This window comes from Streptomyces sp. NPDC023527 (assembly GCF_055560115.1).
This window is the reverse complement of sequence record NZ_JBVHJJ010000011.1, coordinates 75,687-95,139: the sequence shown is the minus strand read 5'-3', so window position 1 is coordinate 95,139 and position 19,453 is coordinate 75,687. Positions and strand designations below refer to the sequence as shown.

The 19,453-nt window shown below is 68.3% G+C and carries 13 protein-coding genes; 9 read left to right on the top strand and 4 right to left on the bottom strand.

The features are described 5' to 3' along the window. The 3 genes from ACZ303_RS22155 to ACZ303_RS22145 all read right to left on the bottom strand — a co-directional run. On the bottom strand, nucleotides 1-895 hold an 895-nt coding region (locus ACZ303_RS22155; protein ID WP_467341559.1), incomplete at its 3' end, for a GDSL-type esterase/lipase family protein. Between the two features lie 542 nt (nucleotides 896-1,437). Beyond that, on the bottom strand, nucleotides 1,438-3,042 hold the full coding sequence (locus ACZ303_RS22150; RefSeq protein ID WP_467341557.1) for a S1 family peptidase: 1,605 nt from the start codon (nucleotides 3,040-3,042) through the stop codon (nucleotides 1,438-1,440). A gap of 82 nt (nucleotides 3,043-3,124) precedes the next feature. Next, a complete protein-coding gene (locus tag ACZ303_RS22145) occupies nucleotides 3,125-3,646 on the bottom strand; it encodes a hypothetical protein (RefSeq protein WP_467341555.1) in 522 nt (173 codons plus the stop codon). 361 nt (nucleotides 3,647-4,007) lie between these two features. On the opposite strand from ACZ303_RS22145, the gene ACZ303_RS22140 reads away from it, so the two are divergent. From ACZ303_RS22140 to ACZ303_RS22100, 9 genes are all read left to right on the top strand, one after another. Next, nucleotides 4,008-7,922, top strand: coding sequence for a polymorphic toxin-type HINT domain-containing protein (locus ACZ303_RS22140; RefSeq protein ID WP_467341553.1), 3,915 nt, complete (start codon nucleotides 4,008-4,010; stop codon nucleotides 7,920-7,922). Between the two features lie 10 nt (nucleotides 7,923-7,932). Then, entirely contained in the window at nucleotides 7,933-8,340 is a 408-nt protein-coding gene (locus tag ACZ303_RS22135; protein ID WP_467341551.1) for a hypothetical protein, read from the top strand. 428 nt (nucleotides 8,341-8,768) lie between these two features. Beyond that, nucleotides 8,769-9,968 (top strand): ROK family transcriptional regulator, encoded by a 1,200-nt coding sequence (locus ACZ303_RS22130; RefSeq protein ID WP_467341549.1) that lies wholly within the window; start codon nucleotides 8,769-8,771, stop codon nucleotides 9,966-9,968. 177 nt (nucleotides 9,969-10,145) lie between these two features. Continuing rightward, entirely contained in the window at nucleotides 10,146-11,255 is a 1,110-nt protein-coding gene (locus tag ACZ303_RS22125; protein ID WP_467341547.1) for a substrate-binding domain-containing protein, read from the top strand. Nucleotides 11,256-11,290: 35 nt separating this feature from the next. After that, on the top strand, nucleotides 11,291-12,079 hold the full coding sequence (locus ACZ303_RS22120; RefSeq protein ID WP_467341545.1) for an ATP-binding cassette domain-containing protein: 789 nt from the start codon (nucleotides 11,291-11,293) through the stop codon (nucleotides 12,077-12,079). Beyond that, on the top strand, nucleotides 12,076-13,389 hold the full coding sequence (locus ACZ303_RS22115; RefSeq protein ID WP_467341543.1) for a sugar ABC transporter permease: 1,314 nt from the start codon (nucleotides 12,076-12,078) through the stop codon (nucleotides 13,387-13,389). The genes ACZ303_RS22120 and ACZ303_RS22115 overlap by 4 nt, the downstream gene beginning before the upstream one ends. Nucleotides 13,390-13,648: 259 nt before the next feature. Then, the gene (gene dxs / locus ACZ303_RS22110; RefSeq protein ID WP_467341541.1) at nucleotides 13,649-15,607 is read left to right on the top strand and encodes a 1-deoxy-D-xylulose-5-phosphate synthase; all 1,959 of its coding nucleotides are present in this window, start codon (nucleotides 13,649-13,651) and stop codon (nucleotides 15,605-15,607) included. Between the two features lie 249 nt (nucleotides 15,608-15,856). Beyond that, nucleotides 15,857-17,353: an amino acid permease gene (locus ACZ303_RS22105; protein ID WP_467341539.1), complete on the top strand. Its 1,497-nt coding sequence runs from the start codon at nucleotides 15,857-15,859 to the stop codon at nucleotides 17,351-17,353. 86 nt (nucleotides 17,354-17,439) lie between these two features. After that, entirely contained in the window at nucleotides 17,440-18,975 is a 1,536-nt protein-coding gene (locus tag ACZ303_RS22100) for an ArnT family glycosyltransferase (RefSeq protein WP_467341537.1), read from the top strand. Here the strand turns inward: ACZ303_RS22100 and ACZ303_RS22095 are convergent. Continuing rightward, nucleotides 18,947-19,345 (bottom strand): NYN domain-containing protein, encoded by a 399-nt coding sequence (locus ACZ303_RS22095; RefSeq protein WP_467341535.1) that lies wholly within the window; start codon nucleotides 19,343-19,345, stop codon nucleotides 18,947-18,949. The two genes, ACZ303_RS22100 and ACZ303_RS22095, sit on opposite strands and share 29 nt — an antisense overlap. Nucleotides 19,346-19,453 lie beyond the last annotated feature (108 nt).

Here is a 19,453-nt window from a genome sequence, read left to right as displayed (position 1 = left end):
CGCCGTTGTTGATCCAGGCGTTGACGACGCCGTTGTCCTGGAGGATGAGGTAGTCGGCTTTTCCGTCGGCGTTGATGTCGGCGAAGCGGACTTTGCTTCCGGGTTCGCCGACGCCGGTGGCGAAGGTGCCTTGTTCGGTCCAGCCGCCGTGGCCTGTGCCGCCGTTGTTGATCCAGGCGTTGACGACGCCGTCGTCGTGGAGGACGAGGTAGTCGGCCCTCCCGTCGCCGTTGATGTCTATCCGGTAGTCACCGGGCGGACCCTTGCGAGGCGCTGTTCCGGGCTTGATGTCCACACGCTGCTTTATCCAGCCGTCGGCCGCGGCCTGAGCCACCCCGTTGTAGAAGGCGTCCGCCATCTTGACGTAGCCGCTGTCCTTGGGGTGGAGGTCGTCGTCGAGGTCCTGGGTGGTGACGGCGCTCATGTCGACGAAGCCGACGTGCCGGCCCTTGGCCTTGCGCTCTGAAATCAGCTGGGGGATCACGGCGTTGAACCGCTCGATCCGCCGCTGGGTCCCGGTGTCCTTGGAGGGGACGAGCGAGGAGACCAGAACGGTCATGTCAGGGGCCGCCGACGTTATTTTGTCGACGAGTTCCCCGAGGCGCCGGGGGGCCGTGTCCACCTGGTAGTCGTCGTGCATGTCGTTGGTGCCGATGTGGAGCAGCACCGTGTTCGGCCTCGCCGCCGGAAGCCATCGGTCGATGTTGGCGGACAGGCCGCCGATCTTCCAGCCCCAGTGACCTTCATGGTCGGGGTCGGACAGCTTGCCGTTCTGCTGGGATCCCACGAAGTCCAGATTGTCGGCGTGTGGGGACAGCTGGTTCCACAGGCCGGCGCGGTATCCGGAGCCGTTGGAGCTGCCGGCGCCATGGGTGATCGAGTCACCCAGAGGCATCACCGTGAGCCGAGGGATCTTCCAGTTCTTCGCAAAGGCGCCGGGAGCCGCCAGGGGCGCCGCTTGCGGGCCACCGGTGCGGGGCCCTGGTGACGGTACCGGCGGCTTTGCGATGGCGGCGGACGCGACGTGGGTGCCTGCCGTCAGTGCGCCGACCGTCAGTGCCGCGGCCAAGGCGCGTCCGGCCAGTCGAGCCGTGATGCGCGATGAGAGCGACCGTTGCCCCGACAGGTGAGGCTCGCCGGGGCTTGCCTCCACGTCGTGGGGGTGAGATCTCTTGATCAAGGAAATGTCTTTCTGCCATGCCTGCCACGGACAAGCGGAATCAATCCCTCCGTCATGAGGGCGTCACGGTCTGCCTCGGATGGTCTGAGAGTGACGATTCCGGCCGGGGCAATGCCTGTTTGGCCGAGGGGCTTGCCGCAGTCCAAGCCACGACAAGCCCCACTCAGAAGTCGGCGGTGATTCCCGGATGCCGCTCCGGGATGCTGTCGCCGGGATTACCTGCCGATGCGACCCTCAGGCCGACGGCGTGACCTGTCCTACTTGAGGAGGTCGACCTCTCCATGCGTGCCGGCCGCGTCCACGGCCGGGTACAGGCCGAGGTTGCCGTCACCCCAACGGACCAGGACGTCACTGGGGCGAGCGTTGCCGGCGAAGGCTCCTGTCGTGACCGACAAGGTGTTCTTCCACGCGGAATCGGCGGGGCGGAACTGGATCTCGTCGTGGAACGGCTTGGCGGAGGGGGTCACCCCCGGGAAGACGCTGGCCGAACCGTTCTTCCAACGGACCAGGAGATCGGAGGTCGCCTTGCCGGTGAACTCACCGGCACTGACCTGCTCGATGTAGGTTCCGGCGTCCATCGCCTTCTGCAGCTGGATCTCGCCCATCAGCTTGTTGGTGCCGAGGTCGGGGAAGAGCGAAATGGAGCCGTCCTTCCAGACGACGAGCACGTCATCGCGCAGAGCGTTGGCGGTGTACCTGCCGACCGTGGTCAGCTTGACGTACTCCTTCCAGGTCCGGTTGGCCGGCCTGAGCTCTTCTTCCTTGCTGAACCCGTTCTGGTCGACGTGGGAGAACCACGTGACCTGTCCCGATTCCCAGCCGACGATCAGACCGTCGGAACCGCTCCCCGCGAAGTTGCCGCCCGAGACGGACTTGGCGCCCTTCCAACCGCTTCCCGAGATCTTGTGCTCGGTGGTGAAGGGATACTTCGGGTCGTTGTTGTCGGCGCCCTGGAAGAGGCTGGCCGAGCCGTCCGCCCACGTGACGAAGAGGTCCATGTGCCGACTGCCACCGGCCGAGCCGCCGGTGAAGTAACCCGGGACCAGGTGCTTCGCCTCGGTCCACTTCTTGCCCCGGAGAAGGTCGCGGGGGGCGGTGGTGGTCTGGATCCAGCTGGCGATGTCATCGACGCGGGTGTCGATGGCGCCTGTGCGGGTTTCCTTCTCGTCGGTGCCGAGGCACCCGCCTTGCCAGGAGCGGCCATTGACGCCGACCAGTTCGAACCGGCCGCCGACGTCGCGGAAGGCCGGCCCGCCGGTGTCGCCCTGGCAGATCGCCGCGCCTTCGGACTTGGGTGCGAGGCCGATCGTGGCCTTCTCAACGGCTCCCACAGCGAACTTCGCGTAGTGCAGGCGATCGGGGACCCACTCGTCCTTGGTGCGGCCGTAGCCCGATACCCAGAGGTCCTGGCCGCTGATGGGCGCGTTGGGGCTGATGTTCGCGGGTGTGACGCCGGCTACGGGCTTGGCGAGCTTGGCCAGCACCAGATCGCGGTCATCACGGGGCGCCAGCTCGACGACGTCGACGACGCTGCCGGTTTCCCGGCTCAGGTCGGAGCGGCCGATGGTGGCGGTCGTCTTCAGGCTGGGCGCGAGCGGGCCGGCCGGTACCTTGAGACCCTGAGCAGGGTCATCGACGAAGCAACTGGCAGCGGTGACCAGCCACTGCGGTGCCACGAGCGCGGCGGAGCAGCCGTGCTTGCCACCCTCGACGCCGATGTCGAGCTTGGCCGTGAAGGCGAACGAGTCGTTGACGGGCTGGCCTACGACGGCATGGGCCGGGGCGGCGGTCAGCGTGCTCGCGGTGGCGGCGGTCAGGAGCATTCCTGCGAGCCACGCTGCGCGCGGACGTCTGGCAGACATGTGATTCTTCCTTGTTCAGTGAACTCTTCGCTGTGTGACGCTGGCCGAATGGGAATCGGGTTCCTCAGACGGCGTGTGTGCCTCAGCCAGTGACGCGGAGCTCGAGCAGGACGGCGCGCTTGGTCGTGTCAACGGATTCACCGAACGGCTGGTAGTCGTTCTTGGGCGCGTCGATCAGGGTGTCCTTGCCATCCACGGTGATTTTGGCCTGAACGGGGTGGTCCTCCGTCCAGATGCCGTATGCATCGGGCAGCTTGAGGAGAAGGTGTCCCTGCTTGCCCTTGACGGCGAAGCAGAAGTTCTTCTGGCCCACCCGCGACTTGACCGTGATGTCGTGGGTGTTCGAGCAGTCGGTCAGCGTGATGCGGCCGTCGCCCTTGTACAGCTCAATGCCCTTCTCCTTGAGGATTTTGGCTGAATCGGGGTACTCGAACTTCTCGACGGCGAAGGGCATGTCGGCATCGCCGGCCCCGGCAACGGTGGCTGAGGGCGCGGCCTGCACCGGTGCCGGCTGAGCTACTGACGAGGTCGTCAAGCCCATAACAAGGGCAACTGCCGCAATAGTGCCAGAAGTGAGTATTTTTCGGACATTGGGTACTGCCATGCTCGCCATCTCCGGTTCACGAACGGGGGTCAAAGCGTGACGCTCTGCGATGTCCGTAGTAAAGCATATGTATGATGAACCCCTACGTTCCCTCAGTTAGTCCTGGCCTGAGGGGAGTTGCGGCATCTCGGGGGGGATGGTCGCGCCCACTGCATGTCTCGATCCGCGGCCGCCTGCACTGTGTCGGCCGCGCGAAGCTGTGCGGCCCGACGCCGGTGTGTGGCTTACCTCGGCCCGGACCGAGCAGAAAAGAGACCGCTGCATGAGACGGCGACTGCGCTTCAGGATTGGAGCGCCACAACCTCCCAGAAGCTCACGGACAGGAGGAAGGCAGCTATCACGTCTGCGCGACGTCTGTGCCGTGTCGCTTCCTGTCGCCCTCGTTGCGGGCCTCCTTGGGGCTGTCCCGGCCGCGGCGGCCGGTAAGGCAGAGGGCGCGGAGTGGCAGCGGCTGTTGGATCGCGGCCTGATAGTCAACTCTTGGGCGAACGGTGGCCCCGGTATCAAGAGGGCGGCTGAAGACGCGCTCCTGGGTACCGACGAGGACATCAAGAAGTTTTTCGCGGCTAAGGACGGAATCCAGTACGACGATGACTACATCGACGCCAGTCGCGTCTTCAACGTGGGTGGGCCCCAGGTGCGGGAGGCTGCGAAGAAGGCCCTGAAGGGCACTCCGGCAGACCTGCAGGCGTTCTTGAAGGAGGGTTGGAAGGCTCCCCTTGAGGACGACCAGCGCGTCGAGGCGTCCCGGGTTATCTATTACGGGGGCAACGGGGTCAAGGAAGCAGGCAAGGCGGCACTGAAGGGTTCGCCTGCTGACATCGCGAAGTTCCTTGAAGTCGGCCAGTACGACGCGCGCGAGACGGACGATGAAATCCTCGTCTCAGGGATCGTCAGCGCGGGCGGCCCGAATGTGAAGGCTGCCGGGAAGCTCGCCCTCAAGGGCACCCCGGCAGACAGAGTCGAGTTCCTGGAGGTGGGCCAGTTCACGGCTCGCAACCGTGACCAGGAACACGCCACCATCGCCCAGCTCACCGAGCAGGCTGAGAAGGCCGGGCTCCGGGCGGAGCAGGCGACCGAGGCGTCTCAGAACGCGTCGGCCCGCGCAGTCGCGGCCTCCGAACTGGCCAAGGAATCCGCAGCGAAGGCCGCCAGGGAAACCAAGGCGGCGAAGGACGACTCCAAGAAGGCCGCTGTCAAGGCCCAACAGGCCGCCGACGCGGCACGGGCCGCTGCCGGCGCTGCCCAGCAGGCGATCGGCGCGGCCAACGCCGCTCAGCGCACCGCTCGTGTCGCCGCCATAGCCGCTGCCCAGACCGCGAGCGCGGCTAATGCTGCGGCTGAGGCAGCCACCCGGGCCTACAACGCTTCCATAGCCGCCGCGGGTGACGCGGGCAAGGCGGAGGACGCGAAAAACTACGCAAAGCAGGCACGCGCGGCAGCGGGTCTTGCGAAGAGGTCTGCCGCTGCGGCCACGCAGGCAGGCAAGGCGTCCGCAGCTGCTGGCTTGGCGGCGAAGGCCGCACGGAGTGCCAGTGCCAATGCCGATGCCGCAGCCGATGCCGCCGATGAGGCGGGCGGGTACGCGGACGCCGCAGGCGTCCACTCAGGTGAAGCGAAGGCGGCGGCTGCGGAAACCCGTCGGCACGCACGGGAGGCGAACCGCGCAGCGAGCGCGGCCGAGTCGCTGGCCGGCAAGTCGGCCAGCGCGGCATACGAGGCACGGGACGCGGCCAACTCGGCCGCTGACCACGCGAACAAGGCGGCAGATGCCGCCGAGGATGCCGCCAAGCACGCGGGTGAGGCCAAGGACGCGGCCACCGAGTCGGCCAAGCAGGCCGACTCGGCGAAGCAGGCAGCCGACGCGGCGACCACGGCGGTCTCGACGGCCAAGAACGTTTTCGCGGTCGCGCGGGAGATCGAGGCGGAAGACCTCACCACCCGCACCGCGGCTGGCATCGAGCGCGCCAAATCCGAGAAGGCGCAGGCAGAGAAGTTCACGTCCACCGCTGCCGCCCAGGCACTGGAGGCCAAGAAGCTGGACGACGTCGCCAAGGTCCTGGGTACCGAAGCAGCGAAGCCCGACGTCGATGTCAAGGCGACGGCGGTGAAGGGTCGCGACCTCGCCCTGCGGGCGCTGAAGAACCGAGGCCCCTTCGCACAGGATGCCGCCACTCGGGCCCTGGCTGGCACGGATGCCGATGTTCTGGAGTACCTGCGCAGCGGTTGGGAGCGGGCAGGGCTGGACGAAATGCGTCAGCAGGTCGTCGACCTGTCGGTTCAGAGCCCCTACGAATCCGTCCGCACCGCTGCCCAGGAAGCGCTCAAGGGGAGCGATCAGCAGATCAGGGACTTTTACACCACCGGTCAGTACGCCGCGGGAGCTACGGACTACGACATCCGAGTCTCGCAGATCAACAGCGCCGGCGGGCCCGGCGTGAAGGCGGCAGCCAAGGCTGCCATGGCCAGCAACGATCCCAAGGTCTTGGCTGCCTTCATATCCAACGGTCAGTACCAGGCATTGAACGATGACGAACTTGTGCTGGCTTCCAAGCTCGTCAACGACGGCGGTCCGGAGGTGAAGGCAGCGGCCAAGGTCGCTCTGTCCGGATCTGCGGACAAGCTGCACAGCTTCATCCAGGTCGGCCAGTACATGGCTGACCGCAAGGACCAGCTAGCCGCCACTCACATTGCCCAGCTCCAGGTTCTGATCGACCAGGGTTCCAAGATCCAGGCCAAGGCCCAGGAGAACCGCTGGATAGCGGCCAAGGCCGCTGCCGTCGCCAAGGGCGCCTCGGCCGATGCCCAGAGGGCGGCAGGCGAGGCCCAGAAGTCGGCCGACCAGGCCAAGGGGTACGCGGCTGACGCCGACAGGTCGGCGCGCCAGGCGGAGAACTCTGCCGCCAAGGCGGCGCAGTCCGCCACTGCCGCACGCAATGCTGCCGACGCTGCCGATCGTGATGCCGATGACGCCACTGCATCCGCAGCCCAGGCCGAGTTCTCGGCCAGCTACGCCCGTGACTCGGCCGGCGAGGCGGCTGAGTACGCAGACGATGCTCACAGTTCCGCGCTGGCTGCCGGTAAAGACGCCAAGGAAGCGAAGACCCTCGCTGCCGATGCTTGGAAAGATGTACTGAAGAAGCGTCAGGCGGAGCAGGCCGAAGCGCAGCGACTGGCCGAGCAACGGCGGAAGCAGCAGGAAAAGGAGCGGAAGGAGAAAGAGAAGAGGGTCTGTCGTTCTACGCCCCTCCATGCCGGCAATGAGTTGAGCGGCATGTCCTGCATGCGCGGGCCGGGCGAGTGGGTCTGGGACAAGGAGCTGCCTGACCTGGGCCTGGCCAAACTCCTCGTCTGGAACCTCACCCCGATCGGTGATATCGAGGATTGTGCCAAGAATCCCGGGCTGGGTAAGTGCTCCCTGGCTGCAGTGTCGCTTCTGCCCATCGGCAGATTCAGGGCAGTCCAAAAGCTGGAGGAGGGTGTCGAAGGCGCGGTAAAGGGGTCACGGGTCGGAAGAAGGGGGATAAAATGCGCTGAGTGCTTCCTTGCCGGGACCAAGGTACTCATGGCGGACAACTCGGCACGGAACATCGAGTCCGTCAAGGTCGGCGACCTGGTGACTGCCACGGATCCCGTGAGTGACGAGACAGGTCAGCGCAAGGTAACCGCTCTGATCGTCACCGAGCATGATAAATCCTTCAACGAGTTGACCCTAGCGACTCCTCAAGGCGTGGCGCGCCTGACCGCTACCTACGAGCACCCTTTCTGGTCGCCGTCGCAGGAGAGCTGGGTTGAGGCTTCAGAGCTCCGCCCAGGCATGACTCTCAGGACAGTCGACGGAAGTACCGTCAAAGTTGAGGGCAACCGCGCCTTCGCGAAAACCGCTAGGACCTACAACCTGACTGTTGACCAGCTGCATACCTACTATGTGCTGGCGGGTCAGACCCCGGTCCTCGTTCACAACTGTGATCCTGAGTTTTTCATTGATGAGAGTCAGTTCGGCAAGAAGTGGGGAAAGCACGCTCAGGACTATGGCCTTGACCCTGGCGACGCTTCTGCGCGAAAGTGGTTCCGTGACAAAATCGCAGAGGTGCGGGGGTCGCATGACGAGGTGCGGCAAGGGTCCTGGAATCCAGCCAGTGGTGGCGGTAGTGACTACTTTTTCTACCGCAGAGGAAACGATCTCTTGGTGACGAAGGCTGATGGTCGGTTCGTCACTATGTTTCCTATGGATAAGCCAAACGGCTGGTTCCAGCAAGCCACCCCCTATTCATAGGATGCGAGAAATGACCGAGCGAAATATGCCCATCCTGCGATCCGGGCGACGGGTGCAGTCTGCGTTTGGCGTCAAGCACCTCGCGGATGTTGCCCCGGGTGCTACATCGGCCGAGGCTCTGGAAGTCCTGCTGGAGGAAGGTTCTTCCATTCTCTTGTCTTGCGGCACGGACTGGGCTCTGAAGATTTCGGAAGGCCGATGGCCGGTGTTGCCTTCATGGTGCTGGCCCGTTGAGGCGTGGGCTTTCGAGAAAATAGAGCAGATCGGAAGTCCTGGTATGGATGAAGTTATCTCGACTTCGGATATTCATAATCCTGTAGGTGAGCTCTGTGGCATTCGTCTGGAGTTTCCTGCAGCGTGGGTAACCGTTAGGTCGGGTGAAGTGCTGACGTGGGATATCTCCCGTAAGGAGGACTGATAGCATCGGCAACAATGAAGCCCCGCCGGGCGCGTCCTGGCGGGGCTTGTGCGTGGGGTGGGCGCCAGCAGTTGGCGGGGAAATGTCGGCGGAGGGAGACAGCGCTGGGGCCGCTTCATCGCCGTCGACGGCATCGGTATGTATTGGGCCGTCGGGCGTGCGAGGTACCTCAAACATTGAGCCGTTGAAGGTGGACGTGGGCCTAGACCGTGGCAGATTCGCGTGTACCGGGCGGATCCAGGAGCCGTGTGGCCTACCTGTCGGCCTTCCGTACGATCCGGCCTCGATGTCCTTCAAGCCCTTGACGGACTCTCCCCCCAACAGCTCAGCTTAGAGTTCATATGTTGTACGGATGGCCGGGCTCCAGTGCTGTGGTTCGGTCGAGGGGACGGCCGTCGTGCCGCCCCGTGAGGCGGGAGTGGATGGGCGTGGAGACTCCGGGGTCGCAGTCGTCGCTGCACCGGGCCAACCTGGAGCGGGTCGTGCGCGCCGTGCGCATGGCGGGCTCGCTGACCCAGGCGGAGATCGCCCGGTCCACGGGGCTGTCGGCGGCCACGGTCTCCAATATCGTCCGGGAGCTGAAGGACGGCGGGACGGTGGAGGTCACCCCCACCTCCGCCGGTGGGCGCCGGGCCCGTAGCGTCTCGCTCTCCGGGGACGCCGGGATCGTCGTGGGCGTCGACTTCGGGCATACGCACCTGAGGGTGGCCATCGGGAACCTCGCCCACCGGGTGCTGGCCGAGGAGGCCGAGCCGCTGGATGTGGACGCCTCCGCCGATCAGGGTCTGGACCGGGCGGAAGCGCTGGTCAGGCGGCTGATCGAGGAGGCGGGGATCAGCCCGTCCAAGATCGTCGGGGTGGGGCTGGGCGTGCCCGGGCCCATCGACGTGGCGTCCGGGACGCTGGGCTCGACCGCGATCCTGCCGGGCTGGGCGGGCACCAACCCCCGTGATGACCTCGCCGCCCGCCTGAACGTGCCCGTCCACGTCGACAACGATGCCAACCTCGGCGCCCTCGGCGAGCTGGTCTGGGGCGCCGGCCGCGGGGCGGCCGACCTCGCGTACATCAAGGTCGCCAGCGGTGTGGGCGCCGGACTCGTGATCAACGGGCAGATCTACCGGGGGCCCGGCGGCACGGCCGGGGAGATCGGCCACATCACTCTGGACGAGTCCGGGCCGGTCTGCCGGTGCGGCAACCGCGGCTGCCTGGAGACGTTCACCGCGGCCCGCTACGTCCTGCCGCTGCTCCATTCGGCCCATGGCACCGATCTGACCGTCGATCGCATGGTGGAGCTCGCGCGCGAGGGCGATCCGGGCTGTCGGCGGGTGATCGCGGACGTCGGCCGGCACATCGGCAGCGGCGTCGCGAACCTCTGCAACCTCCTCAATCCGAGCCGTGTCGTGCTCGGCGGCGACCTCGCGGACTCCGGCGAGCTGGTGCTCGCGCCCATCCGTGAATCCGTCTCGCGCTACGCGATCCCCAGCGCCGCACGGCAGTTGGAGGTCGTTCCCGGCGCGCTGGGCGGCCGGGCCGAGGTGCTGGGCGCCATCGCGCTCGTACTGAGCGAGATGGGCGACTCCAACCTCCTGGGCGAGTCGCTGCCCGCGCACGCCCCGGTGTCCGTCTGACGGTCGTCACGCCGTTTCGACGACTTCTCGGTGATCAGTTTTTGAGTTCACATAGATAACGAATGGCATCGTTGCCATCTCGTTAAGGATTTACTTCTTGACGCTTCCTTGGCGGCCGAGTTGACTTCCAGCCACCTCGGCCGCAACGACGCGGCCTCGTCAGGGAGGTATCTGAAAGTGAACACGCATCTGCGTCGTGTCGCCGTGGCCGTGGCCGCCGTCTCGATGGCCGCCGGGCTCGCCGCCTGTGGCAGCGCCAAGGAAGCCGGCGACAACGGTGAGAAGAAGAAGGACAAGAAGGGTTCGCTGACCATCGGTCTCCTTCTTCCCGAGAATCAGACCGCGCGGTACGAGCGCTTCGACAAGCCGCTGATCGAAAAGAAGATCAAGGAATTGGCGGGCGCGGACACCACCGTCCTCTACGAGAACGCCAAGCAGGACGCCTCCGTCCAGCAGCAGCAGGTCGACACCATGATCACCAAGAAGGTCGACGCGCTGATCGTCGACGCGGTGGACGCGAAGTCGATAGCGAGTTCGGTGAAGAAGGCGAACGACAAGGGCATCCCCGTCGTCGCGTACGACCGGCTGGCCGAGGGCCCGATCAAGGCGTACACCTCCGTCGACAACGAGCGCGTCGGCAAGATCCAGGGTGAATCGCTCCTGAAGGAGCTGGGCGACAACGCCGACAAGGGCGAGATCGTCATGATGAACGGCTCCGTCACCGACCCCAACGCCAAGATGTACAAGGACGGCGCCCACTCCGTCCTCGACGGCAAGGTCAAGGTCGGCAAGGAGTACGACACCAAGGAGTGGAAGCCGGAGAACGCCAACGAGAACATGAAGGGCGCCATCTCCTCGCTCGGCAAGGACAAGATCGTCGGCGTCTACTCCGCCAACGACGGCATGGCCGGTGGCATCATCACCGCCCTCAAGAGCGCCGGCTTCGACAAGCTCCCGCCCGTCACCGGCCAGGACGCCGAGCTCTCGGCCGTCCAGCGGATCCTCTCCGACGAGCAGTTCATGAGCGTCTACAAGCCCTACAAGCCCGAGGCGGACGCCGCGGCCGAGATGGCCGTCGCCCTCGCGCAGGGCAAGAAGCTCGACGGGATCGCCAAGTCCACCGTCGACAGCGGCACCGAGAAGAAGGTTCCCGCCATCATCGTCACCCCCTTCGCCCTCACCAAGGCCGACATCGGCCAGTACGTCGGCAAGGAGGGCTTCTTCAACCTGGGCGAGATCTGCACCGCGAAGTACAAGGCGCAGTGCGACAAGGCCGGACTGAAGTAAGCCCATAGGTTTCTGCCGCCCAGGCGGTGAAGGAGATGATGAACGTGTCCGCTACGCCCGTGCTGGCGTTGCGCGGGATCTCCAAGCGGTTCGGTGCCGTCCAGGCGCTCACCGACGTGGAGCTGGAGATCCACCCCGGCGAGGTGGTCGCCCTGGTCGGCGACAACGGCGCCGGCAAGTCCACCCTGGTCAAGACCATCGCCGGGGTCGGTCCCGCCGACGACGGGGTCATCGAGTGGGAGGGCCGGCCGGTCACCGTGGACCGGCCGCACACCGCCCAGGAGCTGGGCATCGCGACCGTCTACCAGGACCTCGCGCTCTGCGACAACCTCGATGTCGTCGGCAACCTCTTCCTCGGCCGGGAGATCGTCCGCGCCGGGGTGCTGGACGAGGTCGAGATGGAGCGCCGCGCCCGCGAGCTGCTCGCCACCCTGTCCATCCGGATCCCCAGTGTCCGGATCCCGATCGCCTCGCTGTCGGGCGGGCAGCGGCAGACCGTCGCCATCGCCCGCTCGCTGCTCGGCGAGCCCAAGGTCGTCATCCTCGACGAGCCCACCGCGGCGCTCGGCGTGGAGCAGACCGCGCAGGTCCTCGACCTGGTCGAGCGGCTGCGCGAGCGTGGCCTGGGCGTCATCCTCATCAGCCACAACATGGCCGATGTGAAGGCGGTCGCCGACCGGGTGGCGGTGCTGCGCCTGGGCCGCAACAACGGCACCTTCGAGGTGCGCACCACCTCCCAGGAAGAGATCATCTCCGCCATCACCGGAGCCACCGACAACGCCGTCACCCGCCGCAAGGCCCGCACCGCGGAGGGGAAGAAGTGAGTACGAAGCTGGATAAGTCCGACAGCGGCGAGCCGGCCGGCAACGGCCAGGCATCCGTCACCAACGGCCAGGCCCCCGCCGAGGGCGCCGTCACCGCCGTGGACCCGCGCCTCCTCGTCCGTGAGGAGGGCTTCGCCGGCTACTGGAGCGAATTCGTACGCAAGCTGCGCAGCGGCGAGCTGGGCTCGCTGCCCGTGGTGGTCGGGCTGATCATCATCGCCGCCGTCTTCTGGTGGCAGGACTCGGCCTTCCTGGGCGCGGAGAACCTCTCCAACCTCTTCGTCACCGCCGCCGGTACGGGCCTGATCGCGGTCGGCATCGTGTTCGTCCTGATCCTCGGGGAGATCGACCTCTCCGTGGGCTCGGTGAGCGGGCTGGCGGCCGCCGTCTTCGCCGTCCTCAACGTCAACCACGGCATGCCGGAGTGGCTGGCGCTCGTCGTGGCGCTGCTGTCCGGGGCGGTGATCGGCGCGCTGCACGGGTTCTTCTTCGCCCGGATCGGCGTACCCGCCTTCGTGGTGACCCTGGCCGGCCTGCTCGGCTGGAACGGCCTGATGCTCCAGGTGCTGGGCTCCAACGGCACCATCAACCTCGACGACTCGGGCATCGTCGCCGGTCTCACCAACGACTACTTCAGCGATGTCGCCGCGGCCTACGGGCTGGCGACGCTGAGTGTGGCGGCGTTCTTCCTGCTGTCGTTCCGCGACAGCAGGCGGCGCGAGACCGCGGGCATCCCCAGCCGGCCGCTCAGCGAGCTCGTGCTGCGCACGGCCGCACTGGCGGTGCCCGCGTATCTGGTGGCCTGGCTGCTCAACCAGTACAAGGGCCTCCCGCTGGCCGTGGTGATCTTCCTCGGTGTCGTCGTGGCCCTGGACTTCGTGCTCCGGCGGACCTCGTACGGGCGCAAGGTCTTCGCGCTCGGCGGCAGCGTCGAGGCGGCCCGGCGCGCGGGCATCAACGTCTCGGCGATCCGGATCTCGGTCTTCGCGCTCTCCGGGACGATGGCGGCGCTCGGCGGCATGTTCCTGGCCTCGCAGATCAACGCCGCGAACCAGTCCTCCGGCGCGGGCAGCCTGCTCATGAACGCGATCGCCGCGGCCGTCATCGGCGGTACGAGCCTCTTCGGCGGCCGGGGCAAGACGTGGTCCGCGCTGCTGGGTGTGCTGGTGATCCAGTCCATCGCCTCCGGGATGGCGCTGCTGGGCATCGCGTCCGCCGTCCAGTACATGATCACCGGTGCGGTGCTGCTGGCCGCGGTGGTGATCGACTCGGTCTCCCGCCGTACGCAGAAGTCGGCGGGGCGGGCGTAGGGTCGTTCCCCCGTAACGGGGCAGGGTGTCCTCAGTCGCCGGGCGGGCTCGCCGGCCCGTCTCCTCGATCGCCGGACGGGCTCGCGAGCCCGTCCGGCGATGGTCTGTCACCCCCGAAAACGCGCTTTGTCCGGTATAAGGCGGGGCTACGCCGATCGCGTGACATACCTCGCACCACCCGTTCACCGCCATCGCGGGCGGAACATTAGACTCGACAGACCGGTAAAGCTCGACAGCTCGAACGCTTAAGGAGGCACGGGTGGCGCTGCTATCCCGCATCAGGGGACCGCGCGATCTGGACCGGCTGAGCCCGGAGCAGCTCGACCGGCTGGCCGCGGAGATCCGGACCTTCCTGGTCGACGCCGTGGCGAAGACCGGCGGACACCTCGGGCCCAACCTCGGGGTGGTCGAGCTCACCATCGCCCTGCACCGGGTCTTCGAGTCGCCGAAGGACAAGGTCCTCTTCGACACCGGGCACCAGAGCTATGTGCACAAGCTGCTCACCGGTCGCCAGGACTTCACCGGCCTCCGCGCCAAGGGCGGCCTCTCCGGCTACCCCTCGCGGGCCGAGTCCGACCACGACGTCATCGAGAACAGCCACGCCTCCACCGTCCTGGGCTGGGCCGACGGCCTCGCCAAGGCCAACCAGGTGCGCGGTGCCGACGACCGTGTCGTCGCCGTCATCGGTGACGGCGCCCTCACCGGCGGCATGGCCTGGGAAGCGCTCAACAACATCGCGGTCGCCAAGGACCGCCCGCTGGTCATCGTCGTCAACGACAACGAGCGCTCCTACGCCCCCACCATCGGCGGCCTCGCCAACCACCTGGCCACGCTCCGTACGACCGACGGCTACGAGCGGTTCCTGGCCCGCGGCAAGGACCTGCTGGAGCGCACGCCCGTCCTCGGCAAGCCGCTGTACGAGACGCTGCACGGCGCGAAGAAGGGCCTGAAGGACTTCATCGCCCCGCAGGGCATGTTCGAGGACCTGGGCCTGAAGTACATCGGCCCCATCGACGGCCACGACATCGAGGCCCTCGAATCCGCCCTCCAGCGCGCCAAGCGCTTCGGCGGCCCCGTCATCGTGCACTGCCTCACCCAGAAGGGCCGCGGCTACAAGCCCGCCGAGCAGCACGAGGGCGACCGCTTCCACGGCATCGGCGTCATCCACCCCGACACCGGCCTGCCGGTCTCCTCGGGCGGTGCCGACTGGACCTCCGTCTTCGGCGACGAGATGGTCAAGCTCGGCCACGAGCGCGAGGACATCGTCGCCATCACCGCGGCCATGCTCCAGCCCGTCGGCCTGGAGAAGTTCGCCAAGGCGTTCCCCGACCGCGTCTACGACGTCGGCATCGCCGAGCAGCACGCCGCCACCTCGGCGGCCGGGCTGGCCACCGGCGGCCTGCACCCGGTCTTCGCGGTGTACGCCACCTTCCTCAACCGCGCCTTCGACCAGGTCCTGATGGACGTGGCCCTGCACAAGTGCGGTGTCACCTTCGTCCTGGACCGGGCCGGTGTCACCGGCACCGACGGCGCCTCCCACAACGGCATGTGGGACATGTCGATCCTCCAGGTCGTCCCCGGCCTGCGGATCGCCGCCCCGCGCGACGCCGACCAGGTCCGCGCCCAGCTGCGCGAGGCCGTCGAGGTCAAGGACGCGCCGACCGTCGTGCGCTACTCCAAGGGCGCGGTCGGCCCGGCCGTCGAGGCCGTCGGCCGGATCGGCGGCATGGACGTCCTGCGCGAGCCCGCCGAGGGCACCGCGCGGCCGGACGTCCTCATCGTCTCCGTCGGCGCGCTCGCCCCGATGTGCCTGGAGGTCGCCGACCTCCTCGACAAGCAGGGCATCTCCTCCACCGTCGTCGACCCGCGCTGGGTCAAGCCCGTCGACGAGGCGCTGCCCGCCCTCGCCGCCGCGCACCGCGTCGTCGTCACCGTCGAGGACAACAGCCGTGTCGGCGGCGTCGGTTCGGCCGTCGCCCAGGCGCTGCGCGACGCCGACGTCGACCTGCCGCTGCGTGACTTCGGCATCCCCCCGCGCTTCCTCGACCACGCCTCCCGCAAGGAGGTCATGGCCGAGATCGGGCTGACCGCCCCGGACATCGCGCGCCAGGTCACCGGCCTCGTCGCCAAGCTCGACGGTCGCTACGAGGAGGCCGCGGACCCGGCGGACGCCGAGGTCACCGAGGTGCGGGAGAGCGCCGAGGCCGCGCGCGACTAGCGCCACCCGCCCCCCTCCAACACGGCCACGGGCCGATCGGACACCACCTATCCGGGTGGTCCGGTCGGCCCGTACGCATATGTACTGCTGCGTCCCATCGGGTGAATCCTGACCTGGGTGGCCGGTCTCGCCCCGGTGCGGACCGGATCATCGCGGACACTCGCTCAGTTCACGGGAAGAGCGACGAGTCGAGCAGGTCGACGCAGAGCGCAGCAGGCCGAAGCAGGTCGATCAGGTGGAGGTGGGTCGATGAGCACGGAGCAACCCCTCCGGAACAGCCGCGGCAGGCGCGGCATCTTCCGGACCAAGACGGTGGAGCAGTCCATCCGGGACACCGAGGAGCCCGAGCACGCGCTCAAGAAGTCCCTCACCGCCCTGGACCTCACGGTCTTCGGCGTCGGTGTCGTCATCGGCACCGGCATCTTCGTCCTGACCGGCAAGGTCGCCAAGGAGAACGCCGGCCCGTCGGTGGCGCTGGCCTTCGTCCTCGCGGGCGTCGTGTGCGGGCTCGCGGCGCTCTGCTACGCCGAGTTCGCCTCCACGGTCCCGGTCGCCGGCTCCGCGTACACCTTCTCGTACGCCTCCCTCGGCGAGCTGCCCGCGTGGATCATCGGCTGGGACCTCGTGCTGGAGCTGGCCCTGGGCTGCGCCGTCGTCGCCGTGGGGTGGTCCGGCTACATCCGGTCGCTGATGGACAACGCGGGCGTGCACCTCCCGCGGGGCCTGGAGGGCACCCACGAGGGCCGCTTCGGCTTCGACATCCTCGCCTGCGCCCTGGTGCTGGTGCTGACCGCGATCCTCGTCCTGGGCATGAAGCTGTCCTCGCGCGTGACGGCCGTCGTGGTCGCCGTCAAGGTCACCGTCGTGCTGATCGTGATCTTCGTGGGCGCCTTCTTCATCACCGGGTCCAACTACCACCCCTTCATCCCGGACTCGCTGCCCACGAAGGCCGGCACCGACATCAAGGCGCCGCTCGTCCAAGTGATCTTCGGCTTCGCGCCGTCGAACTTCGGCGCCATGGGCATCTTCGCGGCCGCCGCAGTGGTCTTCTTCGCCTTCATCGGCTTCGACATCGTCGCCACCGCCGCCGAGGAGACCCGCAACCCCCAGCGCGACGTCCCGCGCGGCATCCTCGGCTCGCTCGCCATCTGCACGGTGCTCTACGTGGCCGTCTCCGTCGTCGTCACCGGCATGCAGAAATACAGCGAGCTGTCCAAGGACGCCCCGCTCGCCGACGCCTTCAAGGCCACCGGCCACCCCTTCTGGGCCGGTCTGATCAGCTTCGGCGCGGCCGTCGGCCTGACCACGGTGTGCATGATCCTGCTGCTCGGTCAGAGCCGGGTGTTCTTCGCGATGAGCCGCGACGGACTGCTGCCGCGGATCTTCTCCCGCGTCCACCCGAAGTACGGCACGCCCTACCGCTCGACGGTCCTGCTCGGTGTCGTCGTCGCCGTCCTCGCGGGCTTCACCTCGATCGACGTCCTCGCCGAACTCGTCAACATCGGCACCCTCTTCGCCTTCGTCGTCGTCGCCCTCGGCGTCATCATCCTCCGCCGCACCCGCCCCGACCTGCCCCGGTCCTTCCGGACCCCGCTCGTCCCCGTGGTGCCCATCCTGTCGGTCCTGGCCTCGCTGTGGCTGATGCTCAACCTCACCACGGAGACCTGGCTGCGGTTCGCCGCCTGGATGGCCCTCGGCTTCGTCGTGTACTTCCTCTACGGGCGGCGGCACAGCCGCGTGCCGTAAGCACCCACCGCCGGGCGGGCCCGAAATACGGGCCCGCCCGGCGACCCGGACCGTGCCGCCCGAGGACGCACCCTAGGTTGACCTGCATGCCCGTCGCACAGCGCGTAGCCGCCCCGGCCGTCACCTCAGTGCCGCGCGCACGGCTGCGCGACGAGCCGGCCGCGGCGCCGGGGACCGGCCGCTTCTGGCCGTGCCTGCTGCCGCTCCTGGCCGCCCTCGCCCTCGTCACCCGGCTGCCGTCCTTCGCCCGCCCCTTGTGGAACCCCGACGAGGGCTTCCTCGCCACCGAGGCCCGGATGCTCACCCAGGGCGCCGTCCTCTACCGCACCGTCGTCGACCGCAAGCCGCCCGTGCTGCCCTGGCTCTACGAGGCGTGCTTCACCCTCTTCGGCGACGGCTCGCTCCTGCCGCTGAAGGTCCTCGCGGTCCTCGCCCAGCTGGCGACGGCCGTCCTGCTGGCCTCACTGGCCCGTCGCCGCTGGGGCGAGCGGGCGGGCCGTACGGCCGGGGCGCTGTACCTGCTGGTGTCCATCGGACTGGCGCCCGAGGACGCGCAGGCCGCCGCCTTCGAGGTGTTCATGGTGCCGTGGACGGCCGCCGCCATGTGGTGCGCCGACCGCCGCCGTTGGGGCGCCGCCGGGCTGGCCGTGGCGGCGGCGATGCTCACCAAGCAGACCGGGGGAGCGGTCCTCGCCCCCGTCCTGCTGATGCTGTGGACCGCGCGCGGCCGCGCCGCGGGCGCCGCGGCCCTGGCGCTCGGCGCCGTGCTGCCCGTGGCCGCCGTCGCCTGCGCCACCGGTCCCGCCCGGCTGCTGTTCTGGTCGGTGACCGGCTCCGGAACGTACGCCTCCGTGGCGGGTTCGGTGCTGCTGGCGATCGACCGGGCGGCCGCCAACGCGGCCATCGCCTCCCTCGGTTGCGCCGGGCTGCTCGTACCGGTCGCCGCGCTCGTCCTCGCCCGCCGACGGGCCGCGCCGCCCGAGCTGTGGCTGTGGCTCGCCGCCTCCGCCGTCGCCGTGACCACCGGCTTCCACTTCTTCGGCCACTACTACCTCCAGCTGATGCCACCGCTCACCCTGCTCGGCGCCTCGGCGCTGTGCTCCCTGCCCCGGCGGTTGCTGCGCACGGCGGTCGGGCTGTCCGTGCTGTCCTGCGGCTCCTTCCTGGGCTGGGGCTTCACCGGCGAACCGCCCGACCTCCCGCACTCCCAGAAGGTGGTCCGCGCCGTCCGCGAGCGCACCGCGCCCACCGCCCGCGTGCTCTTCTGGGGCATGCACCCCGAGCAGTACTGGTTCGCCGGCCGCCCGCCCGCGGGCCGCTTCCTGACCGCCGGGCTGCTGACCAACTACAGCGGCGGCCGCGGCCCTTCGCGCGTCGGTGAGGCGTACGGCGTGCCCGGCTCCTGGCCCGTCTTCCGCCGCGAGCTGCGCCGCGGCCCGCCCGAGCTCATCGTCGACGACTCGCGCGGCAAGCCGTACGCCCCGTCCCGGCTCCCGTCGCTCAGAGCGGTCCTGGAGCGGTCCTACGAACGGGTGGGCGTGGCCGACGGTGCGGTGCTGTACGTACGGACCTCGGCGCGGCAGCCGGGCGTCCTCAGGGCCGGACCGAGCGCGGCCCCGTGACCTCCGCGCCGATCGCCCGGACGCGCTCGCGCAGCTCCCGGTCGGCGGTGACGACCACACAGCGGCGCTCCGACGCCCGCCCGGCCACCAGCTCCACGATCCGGTCGTCACCGCTGCCGTCCGCCGCCTCGACCCGCACGCCCGGCACGGACCCCACGCCGCGCGCCGCGCCCTCCACCACCAGCACGATCTCCGGCGGTCCCGGCAGGGGTGGGTCCACGGCCCCCGGCGGCAGCGCGGGCCCGTCCTCCGCCGCGTAGGCGGCGAGCCGGTCGCGCAGCCTCTCGGCCGCGCCCCGCCGGTCGCGCCACCAGCCGTCGGGCACCGAACCGACGACATTCGCGGCATCCACGACAAGAAGTACGGTCATGAACGACAGCCTCCCACGCGGGTTCCACGCGGAAGCCCCGACCCCGCTCGGTGTTATTGTCGAGGGTCGACAAACGGGGTCCGCGCGCAGCGCGATCGAGCCCGAGTG